24 protein-coding genes and 1 riboswitch are annotated in these 23,897 nt (G+C 49.6%); of the genes, 11 read left to right on the top strand and 13 right to left on the bottom strand.

Going from position 1 to position 23,897, the window contains the following annotated elements; translation table 11 throughout:
* Positions 1-121 precede the first annotated feature (121 nt).
* The 3 genes from sdhB to KI362_RS16215 form a co-directional block, all read right to left on the bottom strand.
* The gene (sdhB, locus tag KI362_RS16225; RefSeq protein WP_044481877.1) at positions 122-889 is read right to left on the bottom strand and encodes a succinate dehydrogenase iron-sulfur subunit; all 768 of its coding nucleotides are present in this window, start codon (positions 887-889) and stop codon (positions 122-124) included.
* 13 nt (positions 890-902) lie between these two features.
* Entirely contained in the window at positions 903-2,648 is a 1,746-nt protein-coding gene (sdhA, locus tag KI362_RS16220; RefSeq protein WP_301628626.1) for a succinate dehydrogenase flavoprotein subunit, read from the bottom strand.
* A 154-nt stretch (positions 2,649-2,802) separates the two neighbouring features.
* Entirely contained in the window at positions 2,803-3,477 is a 675-nt protein-coding gene (locus tag KI362_RS16215; protein WP_301628624.1) for a succinate dehydrogenase cytochrome b558 subunit, read from the bottom strand.
* Between the two features lie 240 nt (positions 3,478-3,717).
* On the opposite strand from KI362_RS16215, the gene KI362_RS16210 reads away from it, so the two are divergent.
* The 4 genes from KI362_RS16210 to KI362_RS16195 all read left to right on the top strand — a co-directional run bounded on the left by KI362_RS16210 (position 3,718) and on the right by KI362_RS16195 (position 7,996).
* Complete coding sequence (locus KI362_RS16210; protein ID WP_301628622.1) at positions 3,718-4,617, top strand: LysR family transcriptional regulator; 900 nt, start codon at positions 3,718-3,720, stop codon at positions 4,615-4,617.
* 1,407 nt (positions 4,618-6,024) lie between these two features.
* Positions 6,025-6,399, top strand: coding sequence for a GntR family transcriptional regulator (locus KI362_RS16205; protein ID WP_044481880.1), 375 nt, complete (start codon positions 6,025-6,027; stop codon positions 6,397-6,399).
* Positions 6,400-6,416: 17 nt separating this feature from the next.
* Entirely contained in the window at positions 6,417-7,307 is an 891-nt protein-coding gene (locus KI362_RS16200; protein ID WP_301628619.1) for an ATP-binding cassette domain-containing protein, read from the top strand.
* 2 nt (positions 7,308-7,309) lie between these two features.
* Positions 7,310-7,996, top strand: a complete 687-nt coding sequence (locus tag KI362_RS16195; RefSeq protein ID WP_301628617.1) for a DUF4052 family protein — start codon at positions 7,310-7,312, stop codon at positions 7,994-7,996.
* Positions 7,997-8,063: 67 nt separating this feature from the next.
* Here KI362_RS16195 and KI362_RS16190 read toward each other — a convergent pair whose 3' ends face one another.
* A complete protein-coding gene (locus KI362_RS16190; RefSeq protein WP_044481882.1) occupies positions 8,064-8,729 on the bottom strand; it encodes a potassium channel family protein in 666 nt (221 codons plus the stop codon).
* Positions 8,730-8,741: 12 nt separating this feature from the next.
* A complete protein-coding gene (locus KI362_RS16185) occupies positions 8,742-10,085 on the bottom strand; it encodes a TrkH family potassium uptake protein (protein ID WP_301628615.1) in 1,344 nt (447 codons plus the stop codon).
* 319 nt (positions 10,086-10,404) lie between these two features.
* On the opposite strand from KI362_RS16185, the gene KI362_RS16180 reads away from it, so the two are divergent.
* Positions 10,405-12,087, top strand: a complete 1,683-nt coding sequence (locus tag KI362_RS16180; RefSeq protein WP_301628613.1) for a CPBP family intramembrane glutamic endopeptidase — start codon at positions 10,405-10,407, stop codon at positions 12,085-12,087.
* Here the strand turns inward: KI362_RS16180 and uvrC are convergent.
* Complete coding sequence (gene uvrC, locus KI362_RS16175; protein ID WP_301628840.1) at positions 12,056-13,945, bottom strand: excinuclease ABC subunit UvrC; 1,890 nt, start codon at positions 13,943-13,945, stop codon at positions 12,056-12,058. The two genes, KI362_RS16180 and uvrC, sit on opposite strands and share 32 nt — an antisense overlap.
* A gap of 142 nt (positions 13,946-14,087) precedes the next feature.
* Positions 14,088-14,405 carry a thioredoxin gene (gene trxA / locus KI362_RS16170; RefSeq protein WP_044481884.1) on the bottom strand — a complete coding sequence of 106 codons (318 nt, stop codon included), beginning with the start codon at positions 14,403-14,405 and terminating at the stop codon, positions 14,088-14,090.
* Positions 14,406-14,598: 193 nt separating this feature from the next.
* Between trxA and KI362_RS16165 the strand changes: the two genes are divergently transcribed.
* Positions 14,599-14,754, top strand: coding sequence for a YqzM family protein (locus KI362_RS16165; RefSeq protein WP_101781207.1), 156 nt, complete (start codon positions 14,599-14,601; stop codon positions 14,752-14,754).
* 150 nt (positions 14,755-14,904) lie between these two features.
* Here KI362_RS16165 and dnaI read toward each other — a convergent pair whose 3' ends face one another.
* The 3 genes from dnaI to KI362_RS16150 all read right to left on the bottom strand — a co-directional run bounded on the left by dnaI (position 14,905) and on the right by KI362_RS16150 (position 17,816).
* Positions 14,905-15,858 carry a primosomal protein DnaI gene (gene dnaI / locus KI362_RS16160; protein WP_301628610.1) on the bottom strand — a complete coding sequence of 318 codons (954 nt, stop codon included), beginning with the start codon at positions 15,856-15,858 and terminating at the stop codon, positions 14,905-14,907.
* A gap of 43 nt (positions 15,859-15,901) precedes the next feature.
* Complete coding sequence (locus KI362_RS16155) at positions 15,902-17,431, bottom strand: DnaD domain protein (protein WP_301628608.1); 1,530 nt, start codon at positions 17,429-17,431, stop codon at positions 15,902-15,904.
* A gap of 214 nt (positions 17,432-17,645) precedes the next feature.
* Complete coding sequence (locus KI362_RS16150) at positions 17,646-17,816, bottom strand: anti-repressor SinI family protein (protein ID WP_101781215.1); 171 nt, start codon at positions 17,814-17,816, stop codon at positions 17,646-17,648.
* A 36-nt stretch (positions 17,817-17,852) separates the two neighbouring features.
* A riboswitch (cyclic di-GMP riboswitch) is annotated at positions 17,853-17,935 on the bottom strand.
* Between the two features lie 429 nt (positions 17,936-18,364).
* On the opposite strand from KI362_RS16150, the gene KI362_RS16145 reads away from it, so the two are divergent.
* The 4 genes from KI362_RS16145 to KI362_RS16130 all read left to right on the top strand — a co-directional run bounded on the left by KI362_RS16145 (position 18,365) and on the right by KI362_RS16130 (position 20,960).
* Positions 18,365-19,246 carry a hypothetical protein gene (locus KI362_RS16145; RefSeq protein WP_301628605.1) on the top strand — a complete coding sequence of 294 codons (882 nt, stop codon included), beginning with the start codon at positions 18,365-18,367 and terminating at the stop codon, positions 19,244-19,246.
* The gene (gene sipW / locus KI362_RS16140) at positions 19,236-19,808 is read left to right on the top strand and encodes a signal peptidase I SipW (RefSeq protein ID WP_301628604.1); all 573 of its coding nucleotides are present in this window, start codon (positions 19,236-19,238) and stop codon (positions 19,806-19,808) included. Before KI362_RS16145 ends, sipW begins: the two co-directional genes overlap by 11 nt.
* A gap of 76 nt (positions 19,809-19,884) precedes the next feature.
* Positions 19,885-20,481, top strand: a complete 597-nt coding sequence (locus KI362_RS16135; RefSeq protein ID WP_301628602.1) for a TasA family protein — start codon at positions 19,885-19,887, stop codon at positions 20,479-20,481.
* Between the two features lie 146 nt (positions 20,482-20,627).
* Positions 20,628-20,960, top strand: coding sequence for a helix-turn-helix domain-containing protein (locus KI362_RS16130; protein WP_216481154.1), 333 nt, complete (start codon positions 20,628-20,630; stop codon positions 20,958-20,960).
* A gap of 35 nt (positions 20,961-20,995) precedes the next feature.
* Here the strand turns inward: KI362_RS16130 and KI362_RS16125 are convergent, their stop codons facing one another.
* Positions 20,996-21,289, bottom strand: a complete 294-nt coding sequence (locus tag KI362_RS16125; protein WP_044481891.1) for a YuiB family protein — start codon at positions 21,287-21,289, stop codon at positions 20,996-20,998.
* Positions 21,290-21,478: 189 nt separating this feature from the next.
* Here KI362_RS16125 and hemQ point away from each other — a divergent pair, with 189 nt between their 5' ends.
* Complete coding sequence (hemQ, locus tag KI362_RS16120) at positions 21,479-22,225, top strand: hydrogen peroxide-dependent heme synthase (protein WP_044481892.1); 747 nt, start codon at positions 21,479-21,481, stop codon at positions 22,223-22,225.
* Positions 22,226-22,333: 108 nt separating this feature from the next.
* Here the strand turns inward: hemQ and KI362_RS16115 are convergent, their stop codons facing one another.
* Positions 22,334-22,588, bottom strand: a complete 255-nt coding sequence (locus tag KI362_RS16115) for a hypothetical protein (RefSeq protein WP_301628598.1) — start codon at positions 22,586-22,588, stop codon at positions 22,334-22,336.
* Complete coding sequence (locus tag KI362_RS16110; RefSeq protein ID WP_044481894.1) at positions 22,589-23,782, bottom strand: NAD(P)/FAD-dependent oxidoreductase; 1,194 nt, start codon at positions 23,780-23,782, stop codon at positions 22,589-22,591.
* Between the last annotated feature and the right edge of the window lie 115 nt (positions 23,783-23,897).

The following is a 23,897-nucleotide window of genomic DNA, read 5'->3' as shown; positions in this document are numbered from 1 at the left end:
TTCTACCTTATAATAACTTAGTCCAATTAGAGAAATCTGCGAACAACAGCGATCGTAAGAACACTTCACACGTTGCCCCAGAACGTAATATTCAGTAGTTCAACTAATATATAAAATATGGCTATACATTCAACCAACGCTTGAACATATGCTTTGTGGTGGCTTTGTTCATTTCGGCAATGGAGGTCGTCAGTGGAATTCCCTTCGGACAAGCCCGCACACAGTTTTGGGAATTTCCGCAGCCCTCAATCCCGCCATCCTCCATCAAGGCATCCAAGCGTTCATCCTCGTACATCTCTCCCGTTGGATGCGCATTGAACAAGCGAACCTGGGAGATTGCCGCCGGCCCCATGAAGTCGGTTTTCTCGTTCACATTCGGGCAAGCCTCAAGGCACACCCCGCAGGTCATACATTTAGAAAGCTCATAGGCCCACTGCCGCTTCTTCTCCGGCATTCTTGGGCCCGGACCAAGATCATACGTACCATCGATCGGGATCCATGCTTTAACCTTCTTCAGGGCATTGAACATCCGGGCCCGGTCAATGACCAGATCCCTGACCACCGGAAAAGTACGCATGGGCTCGATCCGAATCGGCTGCTCCAATTGGTCGATCAGCGCCGCACATGCCTGCCGGGGCTTGCCATTGATCACCATCGAGCAAGCGCCGCACACCTCCTCAAGACAATTGGATTCCCAGCATACAGCTGTGGTCTGAGCTCCATCCTGCTTGACCGGGTTCCGCTGAATTTCCATCAAGGCGCTGATCACATTCATGCCTGGACGGTAATCCAGCTCGAATTGCTCGATATATGGCTTGGATTCGGGATCATCCTGACGAGTAATAATGAACTTCACTTTTTTAACAGCGAGCTTCGTATCCGTAGTCATGATTCTCTCCCTCCTATTTATCCTTAGAATAGTCGCGAATCCGCGGCGGGATCAGAGAGACGTCGACCGGATCATAAGAGATTTGCGGCCCGTCAGGCGTCCACGTCGCCTTGGTTGTCTTCAGGAACTCTTCATCATTGCGGTCCGGGAAGTCCGGCTTATAATGTGCGCCGCGGCTCTCATTGCGAAGGAGCGCCCCGAGTGTCATTGCTTCCGCAAGCTCCAGCATATTCCACAGCTGTCTGGTAAATGCGGCACTGGCATTATTCCAGCGTGAGGTGTCGTTAATATTGATATTCTGGTACCGCTGCTTCAGCTCCTTGATCTTGCCGATCGTCGCCTCCAGCCGATCATTGTAACGCACAACCGTCATATTGTCGGTCATCCACTCGCCCAGCTCCTTATGCAGCACATACGGATTTTCCGTGCCATCCATGGAGAGCAAGCGATCAAACTTCGCCTCTTGCTGCTTCGTGTAACGCTCGAATACAGCCGGACTGATGTCCTCGGCCGAGGTCTTGAGCCCGCGAATGTACTCCACCGCCTTCGGCCCGGCAACCATCCCGCCATAAATGGCCGAGACAAGCGAATTCGCACCGAGGCGATTCGCACCATGATACTGATATTCACATTCCCCGGCAGCGAATAGCCCCGGAATATTGGTCATCTGATTATAATCGACCCACATCCCGCCCATGGAGTAGTGAACCGCCGGGAAAATCTTCATCGGAATCTTCCGGGGATCATCGCCCATGAATTTCTCATAAATCTCAATAATTCCGCCCAGCTTCACGTCGAGCACCTTCGGGTCCTTATGAGACAGGTCCAGATAGACCATGTTCTCTCCATTCACGCCCAGCTTCAGATCTACACAGACGTGGAAAATCTCCCGAGTCGCGATATCCCGAGGCACCAGGTTCCCGTAAGCCGGATATTTCTCCTCCAGGAAGTACCATGGCTTGCCATCCTTATAGGTCCAGATTCTTCCCCCTTCCCCGCGGGCGGATTCGGACATCAGCCGCAGCTTGTCGTCACCCGGAATTGCGGTAGGATGAATCTGGATAAACTCTCCGTTTGCATAATGAACCCCTTGCTGATAAACTGCTCCAGCTGCGGTTCCCGTGTTAATAACCGAATTCGTTGTTTTTCCGAAAATAATCCCCGGCCCGCCGGTCGCCAAAATGACTGCATCTGCCGCAAATGTAACAATCTCCATGGATCGAAGATTCTGCGCACAAATTCCCCGGCACACTCCCTCATCGTCGATCACCGCGGAGAGAAACTCCCAATTCTCGTATTTGGTCACAAGCCCTTCCGCTTCATATCTGCGCACCTGTTCGTCCAGCGCATATAGAAGCTGTTGGCCGGTTGTCGCCCCTGCAAATGCAGTCCGGTGGTGCTTGGTGCCGCCGAAGCGGCGGAAATCCAGCAAGCCTTCCGGGGTGCGGTTGAACATAACGCCCATCCGGTCCATTAAGTGAATAATTCCCGGGGCTGCCTCACACATCGCCTTGGCAGGCGGCTGATTAGCAAGAAAGTCCCCGCCGTAAACGGTGTCATCAAAATGCTCCCAAGGAGAATCGCCTTCCCCTTTCGTATTCACCGCGCCGTTTATCCCGCCCTGGGCACACACGGAATGCGAGCGCTTGACCGGAACCAGCGAGAATAGCTGTACCGGAACTCCCGTCTCTGCGGCCTTGATCGTCGCCATGAGCCCGGCCAAGCCTCCGCCGACGATGATGATGCTTTGTTTAGCCATGTAAGCTCATCTCCTAAAAGTTTTGTATAGCATAAGCTTCTTGGGTTACTTCGTACAAAACTTGCTTCGTAAGCATTCGCTTTGTTTTGTATAGCACATCCTTCTTGGGTTACTTCGTACAAAACCGATTCGTAAGCTTTCGCTTCATCCGCCTCTATCCGGCCAATGTCCGGAATGTCATCTCCAGCCAAGCCGTTCCTTCGGCCTGAAACTCTGCCCCTCTGAAAGCAAACAGGGACCAGGTGAATAAAATAGCTACGATAACAAACAGCCCCATGCAAATGTTCGACGAAACCCGCTGCGCGCGGGGACCGACCGTAATCCCCCAACTAACCAGAAAGGACCACAAACCATTCGCAAAGTGAAATGCTGCCGAGATAACCCCGATCAGATACAATATAAAATAGACCGGATGGGTCACTATCTCGTGCATCACTCCACCCAGTTCCTCATGGGTGACATTGCCTAATGCCACCTGCACACGGGTCTCAAAGACATGCCAGATCACGAAAGCGAATACCAGCACGCCCGAGATACGCTGCAGCAAGTAACGCAAGTTCCGCTCATTCCGGAACCGATTATTGTTCGGCTTTGCCTGGAACGCAATGTACATGCCATAGACACCGTGATAGAGCAACGGCAGCCATATACCGAACATCTCCAGAGCCAGCACCATCGGCAAGCTGTTCAGGAAGGCGACGCTTTCCTTAAACCCTTCGCTCCCGCCTTCAACCGCCGAAAAATTCGTGAGCATATGCTCTAACAGGAAGAAGCCAAGCGGAATGACGCCCAGAAGCGAGTGCAGTTTCCTGGAATAAAACCCTTTCATAAGTTCATGAACCCCTTTCCATGTCATAGATACTCCAACTCTTCAAGGCCCTAAATAAATTTGCAATTCGTTGACGTATATGAAAAATTACACAAAAACAAGACTGTTCCCCACTAAAAAAAATGTTACTTGTGAACAACTTGTGTCACTTTTCATGTTACTCCTTTTTATCTTATAATGGAATTGCAATATATTTATTAATACTTATTACATTTATGCATAAGAGACAGGAGGATAGCTATGAACGAGGAACTATTGGTCTTCACTACTGTCGTGGAGCAATCCAGTCTGAATAAAGCCTCCAAGCTGCTCAATTTATCACAACCGGCCCTTTCGCGTAAAATCGCCAAGCTGGAGGAAGAATGGGGCGTCTCTCTATTTTTGCGTAAAGGAAAGCGGCTGGAGCTGACACAGGTCGGACAAGAGGCTTATGTCTATGCCTTGGCTCAGCTCAAGCGCCATCAGAAATTTCTGCAATCCGTATCCCGGTTCAAAGGAACAGAGCGCAGACTGGTGACGATAGGCGCAAGTCTGACCACGATCCAGACCACCTTGCCTCCGCTTGTCACGGCTCTGATGCACAAGTATCCTGATATCGAGATGAAGCTGATTACCGGGAAAACCCATGAGATTGTTGCCTCTGTAAGGGAACGAAAAGTCGATGTCGGCATCATTGCTTCGTCGATTCAAGAAACCGGCTTGATCTGTATTCCCATGTTTGATGATCACCTAGAACTGGTCGTTGCAAAGAATCATGAATTGGCAGGACAGGTCCGAGCAGAGATGGATTCGCTGCGGGGACAGCCGATGATCGTCTTCTCCAAGGGAACCTGGTACCGCCGGCTGATTGACGAGCTGTTCGGAAGATATGGCGTGGTGCCGGACATTAGAATGGAAATCGACTCCTTTGAGGCGATCGTGAGACTGCTCCCTACCTGCAAGACCGCAGCGCTTCTTCCCAAATCCTATCTGCGAAGCCAGCTGTTAAGAGATAACGACCTTGTAACCGTGCCTATGAAGGAGTTGGCACAGACCCGGCGGGAAACCTGTCTGATCTATGGGGAGCACACCCTCCTGAGCCCTGAGCTCAAAGAATGGATGAAGGAGATCAAGGAAAGCCTGCCTCGCGAGCTATCTTGATGTGCCACGTCCGAAGCTGTTCATTTACTGAGGGACATTGCATTAAGCTTGTCGCCTACGGCATGCAAGCAGGAAAATGTGCAGTAGCGGGAAGACAGTGAAACATCTTCGGAGGGCGAGTTGGAGGGGCAACGTGTGAAGGGTTGCTACGATCGCTGTTGTTCGCGGATTTCTATGATTGGACTAAGTTCTAACAGAGGAGAAATCCGTTCACAAAGGCGACCGCTAACGCTTCTTCAGCACACTTCACACTTATGCCCTAACTACTTCGACTTTGCTGTTCAACTGAAATGCAGTTTGCACGTGCCTGCGCCCACATGCATTACAGTAAGTTGACCGCCTGCGGACACAAGCAGGATATTCCGCGCAAGCCTCCCCTTACTGCCAGGCTCGCCTTAGGTTAGGCATCACAAATGGAGGCCTGCGCGATTCACTTTACGCACAGCTAATAGAACACTGGGCGCCTGGAGTTGCGCCCAGTTGCACGTTGCTTCGGCCTTACACAGAACGCGGAACTTCGTTATTCGACTAGGTATTCCAGTCTTGCTCTGAAACTTTACTCGCCTACTTGATCAGCTTCATTACGGTCGCGCTCCAGTGAAATTTCTTACCTTAAAATCCTCATTTGACGCTCGAACCCAATTTTAGTGAAAAAATCCACCTTAGATCTCCAGAAACTAGCCAAATTTACGTAGTGCCCGACTTTAAGCGAAAGAATTTCACTATATCCGTATTTCCACCATTTTACCTAAATTTAGAGTAACTTTTTTCACTACATGCGTACGATCCATATTTTCATGCGGTCGTTCAACCGTCCGTCGTCATTCTGTGAAGCACCGCGCGTTCGGAGTCCGCGCAGTGCGAGAACTGCATGATGCTAATGCGAGATGTGCATGTGCGTATACATAATTCGTCGGCTTTTGCAGAATATGCTGGGGATAGTTCTGTAGGGTAGTTGTCCATCCATCTACCCCGAAGGTGCAATGACGCGCAGTTGCTGTTTGTATTGCATCGGCATCGGCGTTATCCGGCCTCTCAAATGCCGGACGAACGAGCCTGTAGGTACATATCGAGGGATTCGAGCATGTGGGCTACTGTCATGCATTCGGCACCTATAAAGCCGAAGAGCCTGCGTAATAAGGGCATAAGTGTGAAGGTTGCTGCAGAAACGGAGTGGTCGCCTTTGCGAGTGGATTTCTTCCTTGTCAGAACTTATTACAATAAGAGAAATCCGCGAACAACAGCGATCGAAAGCAACCTTCACACGTTGCCCCCTGCACGCACCTTGCAGTTCATTAGTCCGCTTTCGGGCTTTTTTTCTGCGCTTAGGCAATCTGCACTTGACTTCTACGTTCGTTAGTTATATGGTTAGTTACATAAGTAATTAACCAAAGTGGTGGTGAGCAAATGAATGGGATTCACGAGGATTCACGGCCGATTTTTCAACAAATCGCTGAGAAGATTGAAGACGACATTATCGAAGGACGCCTGTCCGAGGAGAGCCAGGTTCCATCTACCAATCAATTTGCAGCCTTTTACAAGATCAACCCTGCTACGGCGGCTAAAGGGGTCAATCTACTGGTGGAGCAAAACATTTTGTACAAGAAGAGAGGGATCGGGATGTTTGTTGCGGAAGGAGCCAAAGAGATGCTGTTAGAGAAACGAAGACATGAATTTTATGAGCAGTACGTGGTCACCATGCTTCGGGAAGCAGCTCGGCTCGGCATTACAACTGGCCAGATCGCTGAGATGATCACGGCTACAACCAAGAATAATGATTAGTGAGGGAGATGAAACCATTGAGTTCGATACTGGAATGCAGACAAGTTAGCAAGAGATTCGGCAAGAGCCATGCCATCCTGGATGCAACTGTATCCTTTGAGCCGGGAGCCGTCCATGGCTTGCTTGGCGCAAACGGAGCAGGTAAGACAACATTGCTCCATATCCTGTCTGGAATGATCTATCCTACCCAGGGGGTCGTTACCTTTGACGGTCAGCAAGTACATGAGAATGCGCTGGCTATGTCGAGCATTTGTCTGGTCAAATCCGATGAACGCTCCTGGGCGGATTACAAGGTGAAGGATATCATGAGGTTTTGCTCCTTGCTCTTGCCGGGGTGGGACGAACGCAAGGCGCTTTCTCTACTGCAAAGGTTCAACCTGCCTGCGAACAAGCGCTACAAACAATTGTCCCGCGGAATGCAGTCGCAGCTAGGGATTGTGAAGGGCTTGGCCAATCAGGCGCCCATAACACTTTTTGATGAGCCTACGCTTGGCCTGGACGCAGACATGCGTGAAGCCTTTTATGAGCTGCTCATTCAGGAATGCAGCGGAAGCGACCGAACAATCATCATCTCAACCCATCTGATCGATGAATCAGCCAATCTGTTTGAGTACATCGCACTGCTTGAAGAGGGCGTCATTACGAAGCATCAGGACACCGATTCCTTTCTGGAGCATGCCTATTATCTGCAAGGAAACAGTGTCACTTTGGAACAGTTCTCGGGAGATCCTCGTGTGCTGCATGCCGAGTCCCTCGCAGGAACAACAATACTGGCTTGGTACGGAGATTTGTCAAAGGAACGGACAGAGCTGGAACAACAAGGCATCCGAATCAGCCCCCTCCCTCTTCAAAAGCTGTTTGTATATTTAACCCGCAAAGGAAGATTTAACAACGAGGAGGTGATGTAATCATGGCATCCTATCGTAACACTATGCGATTTATGTGGAAGGACTCTTACAAGGCCTTGCGTATCTTTCTTGCTGTGCTGTTGTTAGTTGACATCGGCTTGCTTGTATTCCAGGTGAATTGGCCCCATTTGGTTGACAATCATTCGAATAATTTCTATTCCTCCAATTACGGAGCAATCGGGATTTTCACGCTGGTCAGCGGACTGCTTACTGCTACGGTCACTTTTCCGCTGATGCTCAGCCTCGGCTCTACCCGAAAGAACTATATTGCAGGCGCCTTATCTTATGGAGTCCTCTCCTCCGCAGGATTGGCCCTGTTCCAGACCCTGGTTGCACATGGCGGTACGGCGATTCTTGAGGGATTAGGAAAGCTGAGCGAGAGTGCGCCAACACCTTTCCTGACGCTTTGGTACACACAATTCACTATTTATCTGCTGATTTTCCTCTTGTTCACGTTGCTGGGCACCATTTTTTACAGGTACGGCACCGTGCCGGGATTGATCACGATCGCAGGGTTCCTATTCATTCTGTTCTTCACCGCTAATGCTCCCGGCGGAACCGACTACACGGATAAGGATATTTCCAGCTGGGGCTTTCTTCTGGCGGCACACTATCTATTGGCGCTCTGCGTGCTGGTCGCCGCCCTGCTCTGGCTCATCATTCGTAAAGCCGCAGTACGAACTTATTAATTGAAATTGTTGTTCAAAAAAATTAAGGGTGTCTCCCGGGTATGCAAGCCCGGTGAGACACCCACTTCTATTCTTCGGAGATCATTTCTTCAAATTCCTCCAGATTCTTCTTCGCCCCAATGACAACCATAATATCTCCCTGTTCCAGACGATCCATGGCTGTAGGTGCAATTATGATTCCCTGCTTCCGCTGCAAAGCCACAATGCTGCATCCGTACCGGGCGCGAGGATTCAGCTCGCTGAGGCTCTTTCCTTCAAGGCAAGAGGGGGCCTTCAGCTCCACAATGCTGTATTCCTTGGAAATTTCAATATAATCCAGAAGGTTTGGAGATACCAGCTGATGCGCTACACGAACTCCCATATCCCGCTCCGGAAAAATCACCCGGTCCACGCCCAGCTTCTCCAAGGCACGTCCATGCAGAACCGAAATCGCTTTGGATACGACCGTCTTTAACCCCAGTTCCTTCAACAGAATCGTCGAAAGGATACTCATCTGGATATCGTTGCCGATCGCTACGACCCCGCAATCGAAGTTGCGGATGCCTAACGATTTTAATACCTCTTCATCTGTGGCGTCTGCCGTTACCGCATGGGTCAGTTGGCTGCTCAGTTCATCCACAACCTCTTCATCGCGATCGATGCCAAGCACCTCGTAGCCAAGATCCATTAGCTCAAGCGCCAGACTGGCTCCAAACCGCCCCAGCCCGATAACGACAAACTGTTGCTGTTTCATTTCAATTTCCCCTTATCCTAAAATCATCTTGCCTTCCGGATGTCTGTACAACTGTTTACCCTTTTTTGGGCCTAGTGCATAGGCAAGCGTCAGCAGACCAAGCCGTCCCGTAAACATTGTAAAGCTGAGAATCAGCTTGCCGGCGGTCGACAGATCACCTGTAATCCCCATCGACAGCCCCACAGTTCCGAAGGCGGAGGTCGTCTCGAACAGAATGCTCAGAAAAGAGGTGCCACGCTCCGTTGTCGACAGGATCAGCGCAACACTGATAACCAGGAACAAAGCCAGCATCGTGATCGTTACCGCCTTGAAGATGCGCTCCTGAGCAAGCCGGTATCGGAACAGAACCAGTTCGCTGCGCCCCCGGATCATCGAGACCACCGCACCAAGCAGGATCATAAAGGTGGTTGTCTTGATCCCGCCGCCCGTTGAGCTTGGTGAAGCCCCAATAAACATCAGGATCAGGATGAAGAATTGGGTGGCCTGCCGAAGGGAACTAATATCCAGTGTGTGCGCACCCGCTGTTCTCGGAGCCACCGATTGGAAGAAGGCGCTCCACAGTTTTCCGCTCCAATCCAGCGAGCCTAGTGTATGCTTATTGGTAAATTCAAAGACCAGAATGACCAAGGCCCCGGATATAATCAAAAGACCTGACATGGTCAGAACCACTTTCGAGTGCAGTGTGAGTCTCCGCCGATTTCGATAATCTGCCAGGTCTGAGAGCACAATAAAGCCCAGACCGCCCGTAACAATTAAAAACATTGTAATCAGGTTGACCGCCGGATCGGCAGTATACATCATCATACTGCGGTAATTGCCGAACAGGTCAAACCCCGAGTTGTTGAACAAGGACACAGCATGGAAGACTCCAAAGTACAATGCCCTCCCGAAGGGCATATCGAAGGCAAAACGGATCGCATACAGCACAGCCGCAGCACTTTCGATCGCCAAGGCATAGAATAGGACCCGCCGGATCAGCCGGACGATTCCCTCCATGGAGCCCTGATTCATCGCCTCTTGCAGCAGAAGCCGTTCTTTGAGCGAGATTTTTCGTTTGAATACCAGGGCAATCAAGGTCGCCATCGTCATAAAGCCCAGTCCTCCGACTTGAATCAGCAGCATGATAACTACCTGTCCAAACCATGAGAAGGAGGTTCCCGTATCTACGACCTCAAGCCCGGTCGCAGTGGTAGCCGAGACCGAGGTGAAGAAAGCATCTATGAACGGCAGGAACTCTCCATTATTATTGGATACCGGAAGCATCAACACTACGGCTCCGAATAAAATAATGAGAGCAAAGCCGAGCACGATCACCTGTGGCGGAGAAAAGTTAACCCACTTTATACGCAAGCCCATTCACCTCATTACATTTTGCCAAAAGAAAAAGCACTGGAAATCCAATGCAAATGGATTATAAGCTTTATTCCCCTCCACCACAATGATTTGTATCTTCAGAAAAGTCTGAAAATCCTTTGAATTAGGTTAAATGAGGGGATATTTCTTCACCTTTCTAAGCCTGGCTGTCATTTGCCCCGTTTATGATCACTTTTCGCTAATATATGAATTGATCTGGCGCGGCTTCCTAACCTTATGTTATCTTTACTGTGACATTCTAAACCGAAACTCATGCATCAATACCGGTTTTACTACAAAATACTGAAAAAGGAGTTATCACATGAATTCTGAAGTCCGTAAGGTCCAACCGCGAAGGCTTGGGCTTAAAACACTCTGGATCATGGCTGCGGTCGGGCTGGTATTATTCGTGGTTCTGCAGATTCTTCCTACTTCGCCTGAAGAGGCCAAGCAAGTCGAGCTGGCGGCCAAGATCATAACCAAGCAGGAGGCGGCGGAAGCAGCGGCGGAATTTGCTGGCTCGGCATTGGGATTACAGGTCCAATCAGATACAGGTCTGGTTGTCTATGATACGGATTCCAATCTTTACGGCTACCTTACCCGTGATTCATTATTAGAGCCTTACTTAAATGAATATGAGGCACAGTTCCCTTATGACAAATTCCAGGTTCGATTTGATCTGGTCGCCGAAGCTTACGAAACCCTGGCAGTGGATGTGCATATGACATCAGGGAAGGTTGTTGGCTTTGAGTTGCTATCCTCTCTGTTCAGTATGATGCCAGCAGAAGAGGATGTAGCCGACTGGGAGGGGGTAAAGGCTCAGGTTACTCCGATGCTGGAGGCTGTAGGCTACTCCGCTGACCAGCAATGGGTAGTACAGGAGATTCCCGGAGGGTTCCTGCTCTCTGATCCACAGCAGCAAATTGGAGAGGCCTATCCTGAAATTGAGGTTTTCCTGGATCAACACATCGTTACCGGCATCCACAAGGGATTCGCCCTTCCGGACAGCTTTACAAATTATGTAAAGAAGCAACAGACCCTGGCTAACTGGATGACCTATCTCGGATATGCGCTTCTGACCTTTGTACTCGGTATTCTTGCCATCGTCTACAGCGCATTAACAAAAGCGCATACCTCCTTCAAGAGAGGCATCGTATTGGCTTCCGTTTATTTTGTGCTTTCCATGGGCTCTGCGCTGAATATGCTTCCTTACTTTGAAAAAGAAGGCATGACCGGTGAGCTCTTGGCTTTCGCGCTCGTATTCCAGGGCGTAATCACCCTCGTGCTAGCTGCTTCGGTCTACTTCTCCCTGGTAGGAGGAGATGGCCTCTGGCGTCAGCAAGGAACGATTCTATGGTCCCGTTCCCGGGAAACCGGATATGGGCGCCATGTTCTTCGCTCCGTTTCGGAGGGATACGCTTGGGCGTTGATCATTATGGGCGTCCAATCCGCCCTCTTCTTCCTTCTTGAGAAGACGATTCACACCTGGTCAACGACGGATGCTTCCCAATCGACTTACAATATGCTGTATCCGGCACTGCTGCCGGCACTGGCATGGGTAGCCGGAATCGGGGAGGAAGCCGTGTATCGGCTATTCGGGATTCCCATGCTGAAGAAGATGTTCAAGAGCACGATCGCAGCGAGCATCATTACTACACTGATCTGGGCTTTTGGCCATACGCTCTATCCGATCTACCCTGTCATTTCACGTCCCATTGAATTGCTGTTTATCGGCTTGATCTTCAGTTATATCTTCCTGAGACATGGCTTCATTACGGCTGTATTCGCGCACGTGATCTTCGACAGCCTGCTCATGTCGATCAGCATTATATTCATGGGCGGAACCCTTAATATTGTATCAGGCCTGTTCTTTATCGTGCTGCCATTACTTGTCGCTTACCTGATCTACTTGTTCAATCCTTCCGGCAAGGAAAGGCCGCCGGTCTTGAAGAAAAAAGAAGAGGAGCCGCTGTTTACGACTCCTCATCTCGGAGGGCATTTATAATTTCATTCGCTAGCTTGTCACCAATGGAAAGGGGCCGGAAGTCTTCGACTGAGGCCTCTTTTATTTTTTTGAGGGAGCCGAAATGCTTCAAGAGCAGCTTCCGCCGCTTCTCACCGATTCCCGGAATGGAATCCAGCTTGGAGACTACCATGGATTTCCCTCGCAATTCTCGGTGGAACGAGATCGCATAACGGTGAACCTCATCCTGAATCCGCTGCAGCAGATAAAACTCCTGGCTGTCTCTTGGAAGGGAAACCGGCTGGGGAGGATCTCCCACCATCAGCTGGGCCGTCCGGTGCTTGGCATCCTTGACAAGTCCGCCTACCGGGATGAACAAGCCCAGTTCATTCTCCAGCACATCTATCGCTGCCGAAATCTGTCCCTTGCCTCCATCGACGACAATCATATCCGGACGAGGCAGATTTTCCTTCAGCACCCGTTCATACCGGCGCCGGATCACCTCGCGCATCGTCTCATAATCATCCGGACCTTGTACCGTTCGAACCTTGTATTTCCGATACTCCTTCTTCGCGGGCTTGCCGTCGATAAAGACAACCATCGCCGATACCGGATTGGCTCCCTGAATATTGGAATTATCGAATGCCTCAATCCGTGAAAGACGCTCCAGGCCGATGGCCGCGCCAAGATTCTGGGCAGCGCCGCTGGTCCGCACCTCATCCCGCTCAATCAGGCGGAATTTCTCTTCCAGGGCTACCCGCGCATTGTCCTCGGCCATCTTCACCATTTGGCGCTTCAACCCCCGCTGCGGGAGCAGGGTCTTGACACCGAGCCACTCGGTCAGCGCATTTGCTCCGCTTACGGCACCCAGCGTCTCCGGCGCTTCTTCATTCACAGCATTAGTCTCGGTCTGCAGGCTCTCCGCAGACTCCTGAGACTCGGCTGTCCCATCCGTCACATTGGATTCATCAGCTGTGCCGGGAAGCAGAATCTCCTTCGGCAAGGCCGGATTATCACTGTAATATTGTGTGACGAACGACAGGAAGTCGCTATATGGCTCGCCGAAGAACGGAAATACAGAGGCATGACGCTCGATCATTTTCCCCTGGCGCATATAGAGAATTTGCACGCACATCCAGCCCTTGTCCACCGCATAGCCGAATACGTCCCGATCCTTGGCGTCTGCGGTAGTAATCTTCTGCTTCTCCATCAGGGCATCAATATTCATAATCTGGTCCCGAAGCTCCTTGGCCCGCTCAAAGTTCAGTTCCTCCGCGGCCTCATGCATCTTCCGCTGGAGCTCCTTCTTGATCTCCTCATGCCCGCCGCTAAGAAATGAGCTGATCTCCTGAATCATCTGATCGTAGACCTCATTTCCGACCTCCTTCTCGCAAGGCGCCAGGCATTGGCCGATATGATAATACAGGCAGACCTCCTTCGGCATCACATTGCACTTGCGCAGCGGATACATGCGGTCAAGCAGCTTTTTGGTCTGCTGGGCCGCGTAGGCATTGGGATAAGGCCCGAAATATTTGGCCTTGTCCTTCAGCACCCGGCGTGTAACCTCCAGCCGCGGATGGCGTTCATTCGTAATTTTAATATAAGGAAATGTCTTGTCGTCCTTAAGCAAGACATTGTATTTAGGATGATGGGTCTTGATTAAATTGCATTCAAGAATAAGGGCTTCCATATTGCTGCCGGTAACAATATATTCAAAATCCCGAATATCCGATACCAGCCGCTGTGTTTTTCCGTCATGGCTGCCGGTAAAATAAGATCTTACCCGGTTCTTCAGGATCTTGGCTTTTCCGACATAAATAATGGTTCCATCCCGGTTCTTCATCAGGTAACAACCTGGAAGATCAGGAAGCAATGCGAGCTTATGGCGGATTCCCTCCATCGCCTTCTCCTTTTCCCGCTCCTCCTCCAGATGTGGGTTCAAGCAGACAACCTCCTTTCAAGGCAAACGATTCCCCGACTTACGCAAAAACGCCCCCGGGACAAGCCGGAGGCGGTAGACCAAGCCCGATCGAGACTCAATCTTATTGATGCTTAGCGATCAGATTCTTGAGCGAATCCTTGGAGTTCAAACCGACGATCTTGTCGACCGGCTGTCCGTCCTTGAACAGGATCAGCGTCGGGATGCTCATCACACCGAAGCGAGAGGCAGATTCCGGATTCTCGTCCACATTCAACTTAGCAATCTTTACGGAGTCCCCCAGATCACCGGACAAATCCTCAAGAATTGGAGCAATCATTTTGCAAGGGCCGCACCATGGAGCCCAAAAGTCAACCAGGACTGTGCCTTGGCTTTCTACTTCATTATTAAAAGTTTGGTCAGATACATTAACAATTGCCATCGGTAATTACCCTCCTTATCAACGCGTGTTGACCATTATACCACATTTATTCCACAAATGAAAAACTCCAATCGGAAAGCCTTCTTTACAAAGTTCTTCATGGGTGGTTATACTATTATTAACCCAAATTCGGTTTGTCAATGATTTATTATATTGACAAAAGCGAATTTGATCATCTAGGAGGTCTGCCGCAATGGATGCCAATCCTCATGTTAATGATCCCAGAGAGCATATCAACGAAGAACCGCGCAATGACTTTTTTGACTTGATGAACGGCTTCTTCGGCATGTTTACCTTCATGGCCGTCATCTTCTTCGGCATGGTCATCATCAAGTTCATTGCCGGATAACCCAGTGACTGTCTCTACACTGAACAGGCTGCCCCTTTAGGAACGGACTTATCGGTTCGCAAAGGGGCAGCCTGTTCCCTGTTCACCTATAAATGCGAGTACAAAAAGTCGGCTTTTTTAGCACCGGGAAGGCTGTGAGAGCCTACTTCACTATCTCTGTCCGCGCTTGTTCGTGCCATTGACCGAGACCACTTCCACAAACGGGGCAATCCGATCCATCAGCCGCTGCCCTTTATGAGCTTCCTCCCCATCTTTGCTGGTGAAGCTCAGATGCTTCTCCAATGCATCCAGGGAATAATTTGAGGTATAAAAGGTAGGCTTGCGGTTCATCCGGTAGTTCAGAATCGAGCCCATCACATGATCCCGAACCCAAGGGCTCAGATTCTCCGCTCCGATATCATCAAAGATAAGCAAGTCCGCCTGCTTCATCATTTCGGTCGTATCCTTAAGCTTCTGGCTATCCTGAAGCATCGACTTGAGATCCTCCACAAACTCAGGCATATAGACGATCACACCGGAGTAGCCCTCTTTGGCCAACTCATGCAGCAGATAGCACATCAGGAAGGTCTTCCCTGTACCAAAATGCCCCTCCAGATACAACCCTCTCGGTTGAAGCCCGGAGGCCTTTGTCTCATTAATATATCTGAACACCTGGCTCACGGCCGGTACTCTAGCCCCGTCCTTGGACAAAATTTCAACCTCGTCATATCCTTGCTGCAAAGCACGCTCATCAATGTAAAAGCTGTGAATCCGTTTCTTCACGCTGGATTCATGCTCAAATTGCAATTGCTTCTGGCAAGGAATCTGGCGGTCGACCACCTGCGGCCCAAGACCGTGGTCTTCCACGGTAATCTTGGTATAATGCCCTTGAAAATCATTGGGACACTGCTCCAGTCCCGGACAGTTCGCACAGTGACGACTATCGTTAATATAGTGATACAGCTTCGCCATGTCCCGGATCAGCTGCGCTTCCTCTAATTCCGGATGGCGCTCACGCAATTCGCGAACCAGCGGGTCATTCATCAGTCTAGTCGTCAGTTCCTCCGATCTGCGTCGAAGCTGCGGATTCTGTAATTGAGTTATCAACTCTCCCAGCGACTCCATCTATGATCACCACCTCTCTAACGGAGAACGGCATCCGTTCCCGTTACCTCTTCTTATGGGCCTTCATCTGCTCGGCCATTTTTAACAGCTCCGCATACTCTTCCTCCGATACGCTTTGCGGAGACTGGCCGGTTTGTTCCACGATTGGAATCTCAGGCTTTGCTTTGGCGTTCCTGGAAGCATAGCTTCTCGAACGGTTGTCCCGAGACTTGTCCTGCTGCGTCGAGAGCTTGTCCTTCAGACTTGCCTGATCCCGAATATATTGCACAGCCTTCTCATAGCTGTCGACTTGCTTCATCAGCATATTTGAGGCGATAGCATCAATAAAGTTGCGGTTAATCCGCTGCTCCTTCCCGGAGGTAAGCAGGGTCATCAAATAGTGGATCAGAACGTTAATGACTTCATCCGGCAGCTTGTAGTTCAGATCGATTTTCTCAAATATATCGAGCAGATTATCCGGCACCGAGCCCGGAAAGAACGTCTTTAGCAGCCGCGTGTAAGGCTCGTTCCTCAGCATCATGTTGTATTGATGTGCATCGCATTTGGATTGGAACTGCAATGGCACCTCGACATAAAATTCCATCTGCACCGCAATCTCTTCCGGATGACCCGCCGGTGTCTGACCGGCTTCACTCTCCGCATGGACAGCCGCAGCCTTCGCGTAGGCAATCTCCCTGCCTTCCTTCCGGCGCTTACCTTGGCGGAAATGAAGATTAGCCTTGTGCTGAAGCTCGTCCAGGATCAGCCCGCCTGCAGGATCGAAGACGTCATCCTCATCCAGTAGCCGGCACACATCCTGCACGTTCAGCTCATATTTGCGGGCCACATAGTTGAGAATCCCCATTCCTTCCGGATCAAAGCGAAGCTTCTCGACAAAGGTCCGATTTATCGAATCCCGGGGATAGCGGATAATAATATCGGCGTAGTTAATCTTGCCTTCCTCATCCAGGCCGGCCTTCAAGGCAGGCTGTCTGGCAATCGCCGTCTCTGCGATAGCCTGCTCCAGTTCATGATCGATCGAATGAGCATTCAGTTCAAAAATCTCATAAAAAGGCAGTGAAATATTTTCCTTATTATAGGTAAGTCCGTACATGTCCCCCGGCTCGACACAGAAAAAGCGTTCCTGCAAGGACAGCACAGCAAACTTCCCAATCCTGTCCCTCAACAGAAGCGTCAAATGCTGGGTCCGGAAAAATTCCCCTGGCGATAAAGGAGCTTGCAGCTCATATTCGTACAAATAATCATCACTGTCCGGAATATACAGACGACTGGTCTGCATCAGTCCGACCGCCTCCAGCTTGGAAGCTTGCTGCACCAGCACACTTCTCCCCCGTTCTCCGGGCTCCAAGCCAAGGGTCAAGAACAAGTTTCTCTGCTGCTCAATGGCCGAATAGCCGATTTGATCAATCGGAACCTGTTCCGCCAGCAACCGGTAAAGAGCCACAGCTACAGCGCCAACCATGGGCTGATAGATGAGGCTCAGCATTTTATCATCCACAGGACTAAGAGAGAAGTCGCGGTATACGCAATATCTGTGGTTTTCGGTAAAATGCAGCATGTTGTTGATGCGCACGGCTTAATCTCTCCCTCTCCTCATCGTTCCTTCAAGACCTTCTCTATTCTATCATAAAACCATTTCTTCCGAATTGCTAAAACTCTGCAAAAAGCGCCAATTTCTCTCCTTGCCCGCCATATTAAAACCTTATGCTTCTATTTTTATATGCAAAAAAAAGAACGGAGCCAAACCATTCCGCGGCAGCCCCGTTATATTCATTGAGTTAGAGTTATCAAGCAAGATTGCGTATAGCCGCCTCTCCCGCGCTCGCATGCCTTAAAAACTGTCGCACCTCCTCTACGGAGAGCCCGGCATCCCTTGCCATCAAGAGCAGATGGATCCATTCTAGTTCACTTTCCTCCAGCACATTTCTATCCATACTCATCCGGGCAGACTTCTCCAACATAACCTCCTCCTAAAAGATGATTATTCATGTCCACCAGGCAGTCCAGCCATCCTGAAAAGCTTCCCGGATCTGAGACTTTGCGCCCCTGCCTTTCGGCAGGTTTACCTTTTACTGGTTCCTTTCCATCCGCTTTATGTAAGACCCTCTTGGCAATAACCACATTATAAAGACTGCCAATCAAAAAGTATGTCACAGCATGAACGTTGTCTGATTAAAAAGACTCTGTTTTTTTCGTCGATCATGTCGCATTTAGGATGCAGTTGTCTATTTCAAGACAAACACATGTTATAACAAACAATCAGGAGAAATATTCAGTATACTCAGGAAAATGAAAGATATCTGGCTATTTAATATGTATTTCTGTCTTATACAGCTCAAATCCAGGGTTTTCAATCCTTCCTAAATTCGTTATATTGAACTCGCAAGTCGTTCTTTATTAAGAACGATACGAAGAACAATAGACTTTGTAGAAAGAAGGGCCTCTTTTGCGAAGAAGCAGAAGTGTCAGAATCCAGAAAAAAAGAAAGCTGAAGCGTCAAAAGACGATGAGCGCTATCCTTCAATCCAGTCTGCTGATCTCTTCTCTTCTTGCCTACTCCACCAAACAAATAGGCACCACCTACGGAGAATTCAACAGCACTCAGGCTACGGAGGGGAATTTCCAGACCTGCCGCGTCTTCCCTGGCAAAATTGAAGAGTTGCTCTCAAGTGTAACCGATCATCTTGAACTAGCGGCTGTACATAAAGTAAGGATTGCTCCGGTCACCGTCACATGGCAGGTCTACGGAAATTCATCCGCCGCTTATGAATCGGAGCCGACACCTCCTTCAGTGACGGACAGCGTATATGGTGAAGGATCCGGTGACTCTTCTCCGTCTGTAACCGACGATGTCTACACAGGCGGCGGAGAAGATTACACGGACAGTTGGGAGTTGCAGATCTCGGAGCTTACGAGCCAGCTTCAAGCGCTTCAACTGCAATTCGATGCCAATCAATTAGCCATGAACCTCATCACCAGCGAGGTCACGGAAGGAGGCCGGCAGCTGCAGGAACTGCTCTTGATTTTGGAGGAGCTTCATTCCAATTGCGTCGAGATTGCCAATATCGGGCTGCTGGATGAACTCTCCCGGGTAAGCAGACAAGAGCTTTTATCTTTATCCATGCAGCAGCAGATCGACGCAGCGGTTTTCTATTTACGGAGAGTATCACAATCCGGCCTTCTGGCGGAAGCTGACCCGTCCGGCCAAATGAGTCCCATTGCCTTTATGAAGCCGGAAGCCCTTGGAGAGCCCTTAAACCGAACGGCCTTCCAACAATATATAGAGCTGCAGGCTTCCATAGAAGAAGCGATGTCCGGACTTAAGCATTCGATTTCGTATTGGGGACAGAACTCAGGGGATATAGAGGTGAAAAGCGATGAAGCTTAGACGCGTAATCAGCCATACATTTACTTTCATGATGGTCGTGCTATTTATTGCGGTGTTCGGTTCCTTCATCACATCGAAGATATCGGGAGGAGAACCCGGATTTTATGGCTACCAGGTGAAGAGTGTACTATCCGGTTCGATGGAGCCTGGCATTAAGACCGGATCCATTATTGCTATCAAGCCCTTTAGCGATACAACCTCGTTCCAGGAGGGGGATGTCATTACCTTTCGGGAGAGTGAAGACCGGCTGATTACTCACCGGGTCATAGAGGTCGTAAAGAATGAGCTTACGGGTCAAGTCATGTATGGGACTAAAGGCGATAACAACGATGCCCCGGATCTGAATCCAGTTCTCTCCGCGAATGTGATCGGGAAGTATACCGGATTTACCCTCCCGTACGCCGGTTATGCAGCTAGCTTCGCAGGCAGCAAGATGGGGAACGTGACCCTGTTGATTGTGCCTGGAATTCTATTAGTGTTATACGCCATATTCACGCTTTGGAGAGCTATTTCATCCCTGGAGGAAGCCGGCAAGCAGCCGAAGGAGACTCTTTCCGAGTAGGCACCAAGGTTGTATTCCTTATGCAACCCATAAGGATTCAATAAATATATATTCTATTTTAGGGAGGATTTTAGGAATGGGAATCAAAAAGACATTAGGATTCGGCGTAGCCGCTGCAGCACTCGGTTTGTCACTGATCGGAGGAGGAACTTTTGCTTACTTTAGCGATTCCGTGCAAACTACTGGCACGTTTGCTGCAGGAACGCTGGATCTGGATGCAAGTCCAACCGCGATCATTGATGTCTCGAACCTGAAACCCGGCGACGGAGCTACCAGAACCTTCAAGCTACTGAACAAAGGCACACTGGATATCAGCAAAGTGAAGCTGGTTACAACTTACGACGTGGTCAACCAATCAGGCGCTCCTGCAAATACGGATGACTTCGGCAAGCACATTCTCGTCAAGTTCTTGACGAACGTAGACAAGACTGATGAAGTGATTTACCAAACAACACTTTATGATCTTCAGCAAAAGACTCCGGATGCCGTTGAGAACAGCTTCTACCTCCCATTCGTTGACGAGCGTGCCGGACTTAAAGCAGGCGACTCCGATAATCTGATCGTCAGATTCGAATTCGTGGACAACGGTGAAGACCAGAATCAATTCCAAGGGGATGCCCTGAGCTTGAAATGGACGTTCAATGCTGTACAAGGAAATGGCTCCGAAAAATAATCCATTGCGCTAATTTAAGCGCAATATAAATAGTGAACACCTCATTTTCTGCAACGAAATGAGGTGTTCACTTCTATTTCAGCTTTGTCCGCCATCTTTCTTTTGATATAATAACTCCAAAGACGCAAACAAAGGACGAAGATGACATGGCTGAACTGATTGGAGAGCGCATACAAAAAATCCGCCAGGAGCTCGGATTATCCTTATCCGAATTGGCGGCTAAAGCGGATGTCGCCAAATCCTATTTGAGCAATGTTGAGCGAAACATCCAGATCAATCCTTCTATTTCATTTATCGAGAAAATATCTCATGCTCTGAACGTCTCCGTCGGGGTGCTCCTGTATGGAGACCAGCCAGATCAGTTGCTCGACCCCGAATGGTCTTCGCTGCTTCATGAAGCCATGTCCTCCGGAGTCAGCAAGCAGGAGTTCAAGGAATTTCTTGAATACCAAAAATGGAAGCGGGATCAGAAGAATTGATCCACGCCTCTCTTCTATAATTTGCGGGCAGCTTCCTAGAACATTTTGTAGCCGCCCTGACGCAGCTTCTGAATTGTCCAGCCGCTCAGAATCGCACCGGCCAGTCCCGCAAGCGCTGTCAAATAATCCACGATCCGAAAAGATGCCAGATAGGCCCCGAACCCTTTTTCATGATCCCACAGCGTGTATACCACGATCGGCAGGATCACAATAACGAATATGTATGCGGGAAACCAGGTTGTCTTCATAAGCATATTGAGAATAAAACCGATGCCGAACATCATGACAAAGAACAATACCATCAGCACCAAAACGATGAGCCATCCCATACGCTACCCTCACCCTCTGTATTCTTTACTATAATTATTATCACATGAACATGAGCTAGAAGATAGTTTACTAGAAAAAATATTGCAAATCAATGAACTTTCCAAGTTTAACTCCCAATTCCGTTTGCTCCTTTGATGAACATTGAGATACAATAAAGGAAGCGTTTGTATCCAAGGAGTGATTAGTTAATGAATGAAGCAGCTTTAACTTTGGAAGGCTGGTATGCTCTTCATGATTTTCGGTCTATAGATTGGTCAGCCTGGAAGGCAGCGGACGATGAAGAACGCGCCGGAGCTTTGGAGGATTTGCACCAGTTTTTGCAAGAATGGACCGATATCGAGCTCAGCAAAAAGGGCAGTACCGCCGTGTACTCCATCGTAGGGCAAAAGGCAGATATCCTGTTCATGCACCTGCGGGAGACGCTTGAAGAATTGAATGCGCTGGAGAATGCCTTCAACAAGACGACATTTGCCCAGTATACAACGAAGGCTTATTCCTACGTAAGCATCGTGGAGCTTAGCAATTATCTGGCTTCCGGCGATGGAGATCCCAAGGACAATCCGGAAATCCGTGCCCGACTTGAGCCGATTCTTCCGAAGTCGAACCATATTTGCTTCTACCCGATGAACAAGAAACGCGATCTGAATGACAACTGGTATATGCTGTCCATTGAGGAGCGTCGGGGAATGATGCGCAGCCACGGCATGATCGGCCGGAGCTACGCCGGTAAGGTGAAACAGATCATTACCGGGTCTGTCGGACTGGATGATTGGGAATGGGGCGTCACCTTGTTCGCTGATGATGCGCTCCAGTTCAAGAAGCTGGTCTATGAAATGCGGTTTGATGAAGTAAGCGCCCGCTTCGGCGAGTTCGGCTCGTTCTATGTCGGCAATCTGCTGAACGAACCCTTGCTGGAGCAAATGCTTAAGCTCTAAGCTGGTAAGACGAACGAAAAAAAAGTTGGACGAAAGCCTTGCGGTTTCGTCCAACTTTTTATTTTGGGGTCTTTCTTAGAAAGCCACCCGATTACGCTTGTCAAGAACTCATTCCTCTTCTTCTTCCTGAAGCTTTCTTAGCGATTCCAGAAACTCCTCCGTTGCCCGGTCGCGGTCCCTGCTCTTCTCCTTCAGCCGTTCTATGGCCGGCATAATCAGCAGATCCACTTCCTTCTGCACGATATAGGACAGGTCGTATTGCTTCTGTCCTTCCAGATAAGAGCCTACTTCCATCAATGCGTTGTATCTGTCCAATTCCTCACGCGTCAGCAGACCTCTTACCTGAACGCTGCAGTGACGCATTTAGAAAAATCTCCCTTTCCGGAGTACAAGAGGAATCCCGCCAATGGTTAACAAATAACGCAGGTCGACGACCTTCTTCAATTGGGCGGCTACCCAGCCTGTATATTTCTTGCCGAAGGCCGAAGCGATGGCTTCTCCCTTCCCAAGCGAAGCCACAGTTCCTTTATGGCTGAAGATGAATTTCTTCAGTTCCTTGCCGCGAATGGCAGCTACCACGTTCTGGGCGCAGACCACACCTTGCTGCATGGCGATCTGGGCCGTTGGCGGGTATGGCCGGCCTTCCGGATTAAACATCAGGGAATTATCACCGATGATGAATACCCGTTCATGCCCCGGGGCACGCAGATACTCATCCACCTTCACGCGGCCGCGCGCGGTCTCAAAGCCTGCCGCCTCAACAAGACGGTTGCCGCGGATCCCCCCGGTCCATACCACTGTCGCGGATTTGATCTCTTCTCCAGTAGCAAGCACGACACCGCTTGGCGTACATTCCTTGATCGCTGTGCCGATCTTGAACTGGACACCCTTCTTGCGCAGTACCTCCATCGCATATTCCACCAGGTCAGGATCAAAGCCCGGCAATACGGTTGGAGCCGCTTCGATATTGTAAACATTCACCATATTCGGATCCACGTCATATTCCTTGCACAGCTTAGGAATCCGGTCAGCAAGCTCGGCTACAAATTCTACGCCGCTGAAGCCCGCTCCTCCGACAACAAAGTTAAGCCGGTCTGTACGGCTCTCATCAGCCTTGAACATCGCAAATTGATATTCGATATGCTGCCGAATCATGCGCACAGAGTTAATACTGCGGATCGTCATCGCATAGTCAGACAATCCTGGAATCCCGAAGGATTCCGGTTCACCGCCGAGCGCGATAATCAGATAGTCGTAAGATAACGTCCCGTCCTGGAGAACAACCTTTTTATCGGAAAGCCGGATCTCCTGAACATTGGATTTCACGAGATCGATTTTAAATTCATCAATCAGCCTGGAGATTGAAACACGCGAATGATCAATCGAATCGGTCCCCGCTGCCGGCATATGCAAATGGGTCGTGAAGTAGTGGTAATCATGGCGGTTAACCAGAGTTACATCCGCCTCATTGTAGTTCAACTCTTTCTGCAGTCGCTGGGCCGTTAAAATCCCGCCATAACCCGCTCCGAGGATGACGATTTTCGGTATGGTGCTCATTTGGTTGTTCTCCTTCCAGGTGTATCTCTATATTTGATAGTGTGTCCTGCTGTCATGATTCAATGTGAAAATAGCCACATATAATAGTAGTTTTCTAAAAAATATGGGAAGTCTT

The organism is Paenibacillus apis, from assembly GCF_018333295.1.
Taxonomy (GTDB): domain Bacteria; phylum Bacillota; class Bacilli; order Paenibacillales; family Paenibacillaceae; genus Fontibacillus; species Fontibacillus antibioticophila.
The sequence above is the reverse complement of the archived record's forward strand: the minus strand, read 5'-3'. Positions and strand labels throughout refer to the sequence as shown.

What these genes read in the sequence shown, in the direction of transcription:
- KI362_RS16165 (WP_101781207.1), top strand. Translation starts at nt 14,599, where the DNA reads ATGGATGCCAATCCTCATGTTAATGATCCCAGAGAGCATATCAACGAA.
- KI362_RS16215 (WP_301628624.1), bottom strand. Translation starts at nt 3,477, where the DNA reads ATGAAAGGGTTTTATTCCAGGAAACTGCACTCGCTTCTGGGCGTCATT.
- KI362_RS16195 (WP_301628617.1), top strand. Translation starts at nt 7,310, where the DNA reads ATGGCATCCTATCGTAACACTATGCGATTTATGTGGAAGGACTCTTAC.
- KI362_RS16115 (WP_301628598.1), bottom strand. Translation starts at nt 22,588, where the DNA reads ATGCGTCACTGCAGCGTTCAGGTAAGAGGTCTGCTGACGCGTGAGGAA.
- KI362_RS16135 (WP_301628602.1), top strand. Translation starts at nt 19,885, where the DNA reads ATGGGAATCAAAAAGACATTAGGATTCGGCGTAGCCGCTGCAGCACTC.
- dnaI (WP_301628610.1), bottom strand. Translation starts at nt 15,858, where the DNA reads ATGGAGTCGCTGGGAGAGTTGATAACTCAATTACAGAATCCGCAGCTT.
- sdhB (WP_044481877.1), bottom strand. Translation starts at nt 889, where the DNA reads ATGACTACGGATACGAAGCTCGCTGTTAAAAAAGTGAAGTTCATTATT.
- sdhA (WP_301628626.1), bottom strand. Translation starts at nt 2,648, where the DNA reads ATGGCTAAACAAAGCATCATCATCGTCGGCGGAGGCTTGGCCGGGCTC.
- KI362_RS16145 (WP_301628605.1), top strand. Translation starts at nt 18,365, where the DNA reads ATGAGCGCTATCCTTCAATCCAGTCTGCTGATCTCTTCTCTTCTTGCC.
- KI362_RS16110 (WP_044481894.1), bottom strand. Translation starts at nt 23,782, where the DNA reads ATGAGCACCATACCGAAAATCGTCATCCTCGGAGCGGGTTATGGCGGG.
- KI362_RS16205 (WP_044481880.1), top strand. Translation starts at nt 6,025, where the DNA reads ATGAATGGGATTCACGAGGATTCACGGCCGATTTTTCAACAAATCGCT.
- hemQ (WP_044481892.1), top strand. Translation starts at nt 21,479, where the DNA reads ATGAATGAAGCAGCTTTAACTTTGGAAGGCTGGTATGCTCTTCATGAT.
- trxA (WP_044481884.1), bottom strand. Translation starts at nt 14,405, where the DNA reads ATGGCAATTGTTAATGTATCTGACCAAACTTTTAATAATGAAGTAGAA.
- KI362_RS16125 (WP_044481891.1), bottom strand. Translation starts at nt 21,289, where the DNA reads ATGGGATGGCTCATCGTTTTGGTGCTGATGGTATTGTTCTTTGTCATG.
- KI362_RS16210 (WP_301628622.1), top strand. Translation starts at nt 3,718, where the DNA reads ATGAACGAGGAACTATTGGTCTTCACTACTGTCGTGGAGCAATCCAGT.
- sipW (WP_301628604.1), top strand. Translation starts at nt 19,236, where the DNA reads ATGAAGCTTAGACGCGTAATCAGCCATACATTTACTTTCATGATGGTC.
- KI362_RS16190 (WP_044481882.1), bottom strand. Translation starts at nt 8,729, where the DNA reads ATGAAACAGCAACAGTTTGTCGTTATCGGGCTGGGGCGGTTTGGAGCC.
- KI362_RS16180 (WP_301628613.1), top strand. Translation starts at nt 10,405, where the DNA reads ATGAATTCTGAAGTCCGTAAGGTCCAACCGCGAAGGCTTGGGCTTAAA.
- uvrC (WP_301628840.1), bottom strand. Translation starts at nt 13,945, where the DNA reads ATGGAGGGAATCCGCCATAAGCTCGCATTGCTTCCTGATCTTCCAGGT.
- KI362_RS16130 (WP_216481154.1), top strand. Translation starts at nt 20,628, where the DNA reads ATGGCTGAACTGATTGGAGAGCGCATACAAAAAATCCGCCAGGAGCTC.
- KI362_RS16185 (WP_301628615.1), bottom strand. Translation starts at nt 10,085, where the DNA reads ATGGGCTTGCGTATAAAGTGGGTTAACTTTTCTCCGCCACAGGTGATC.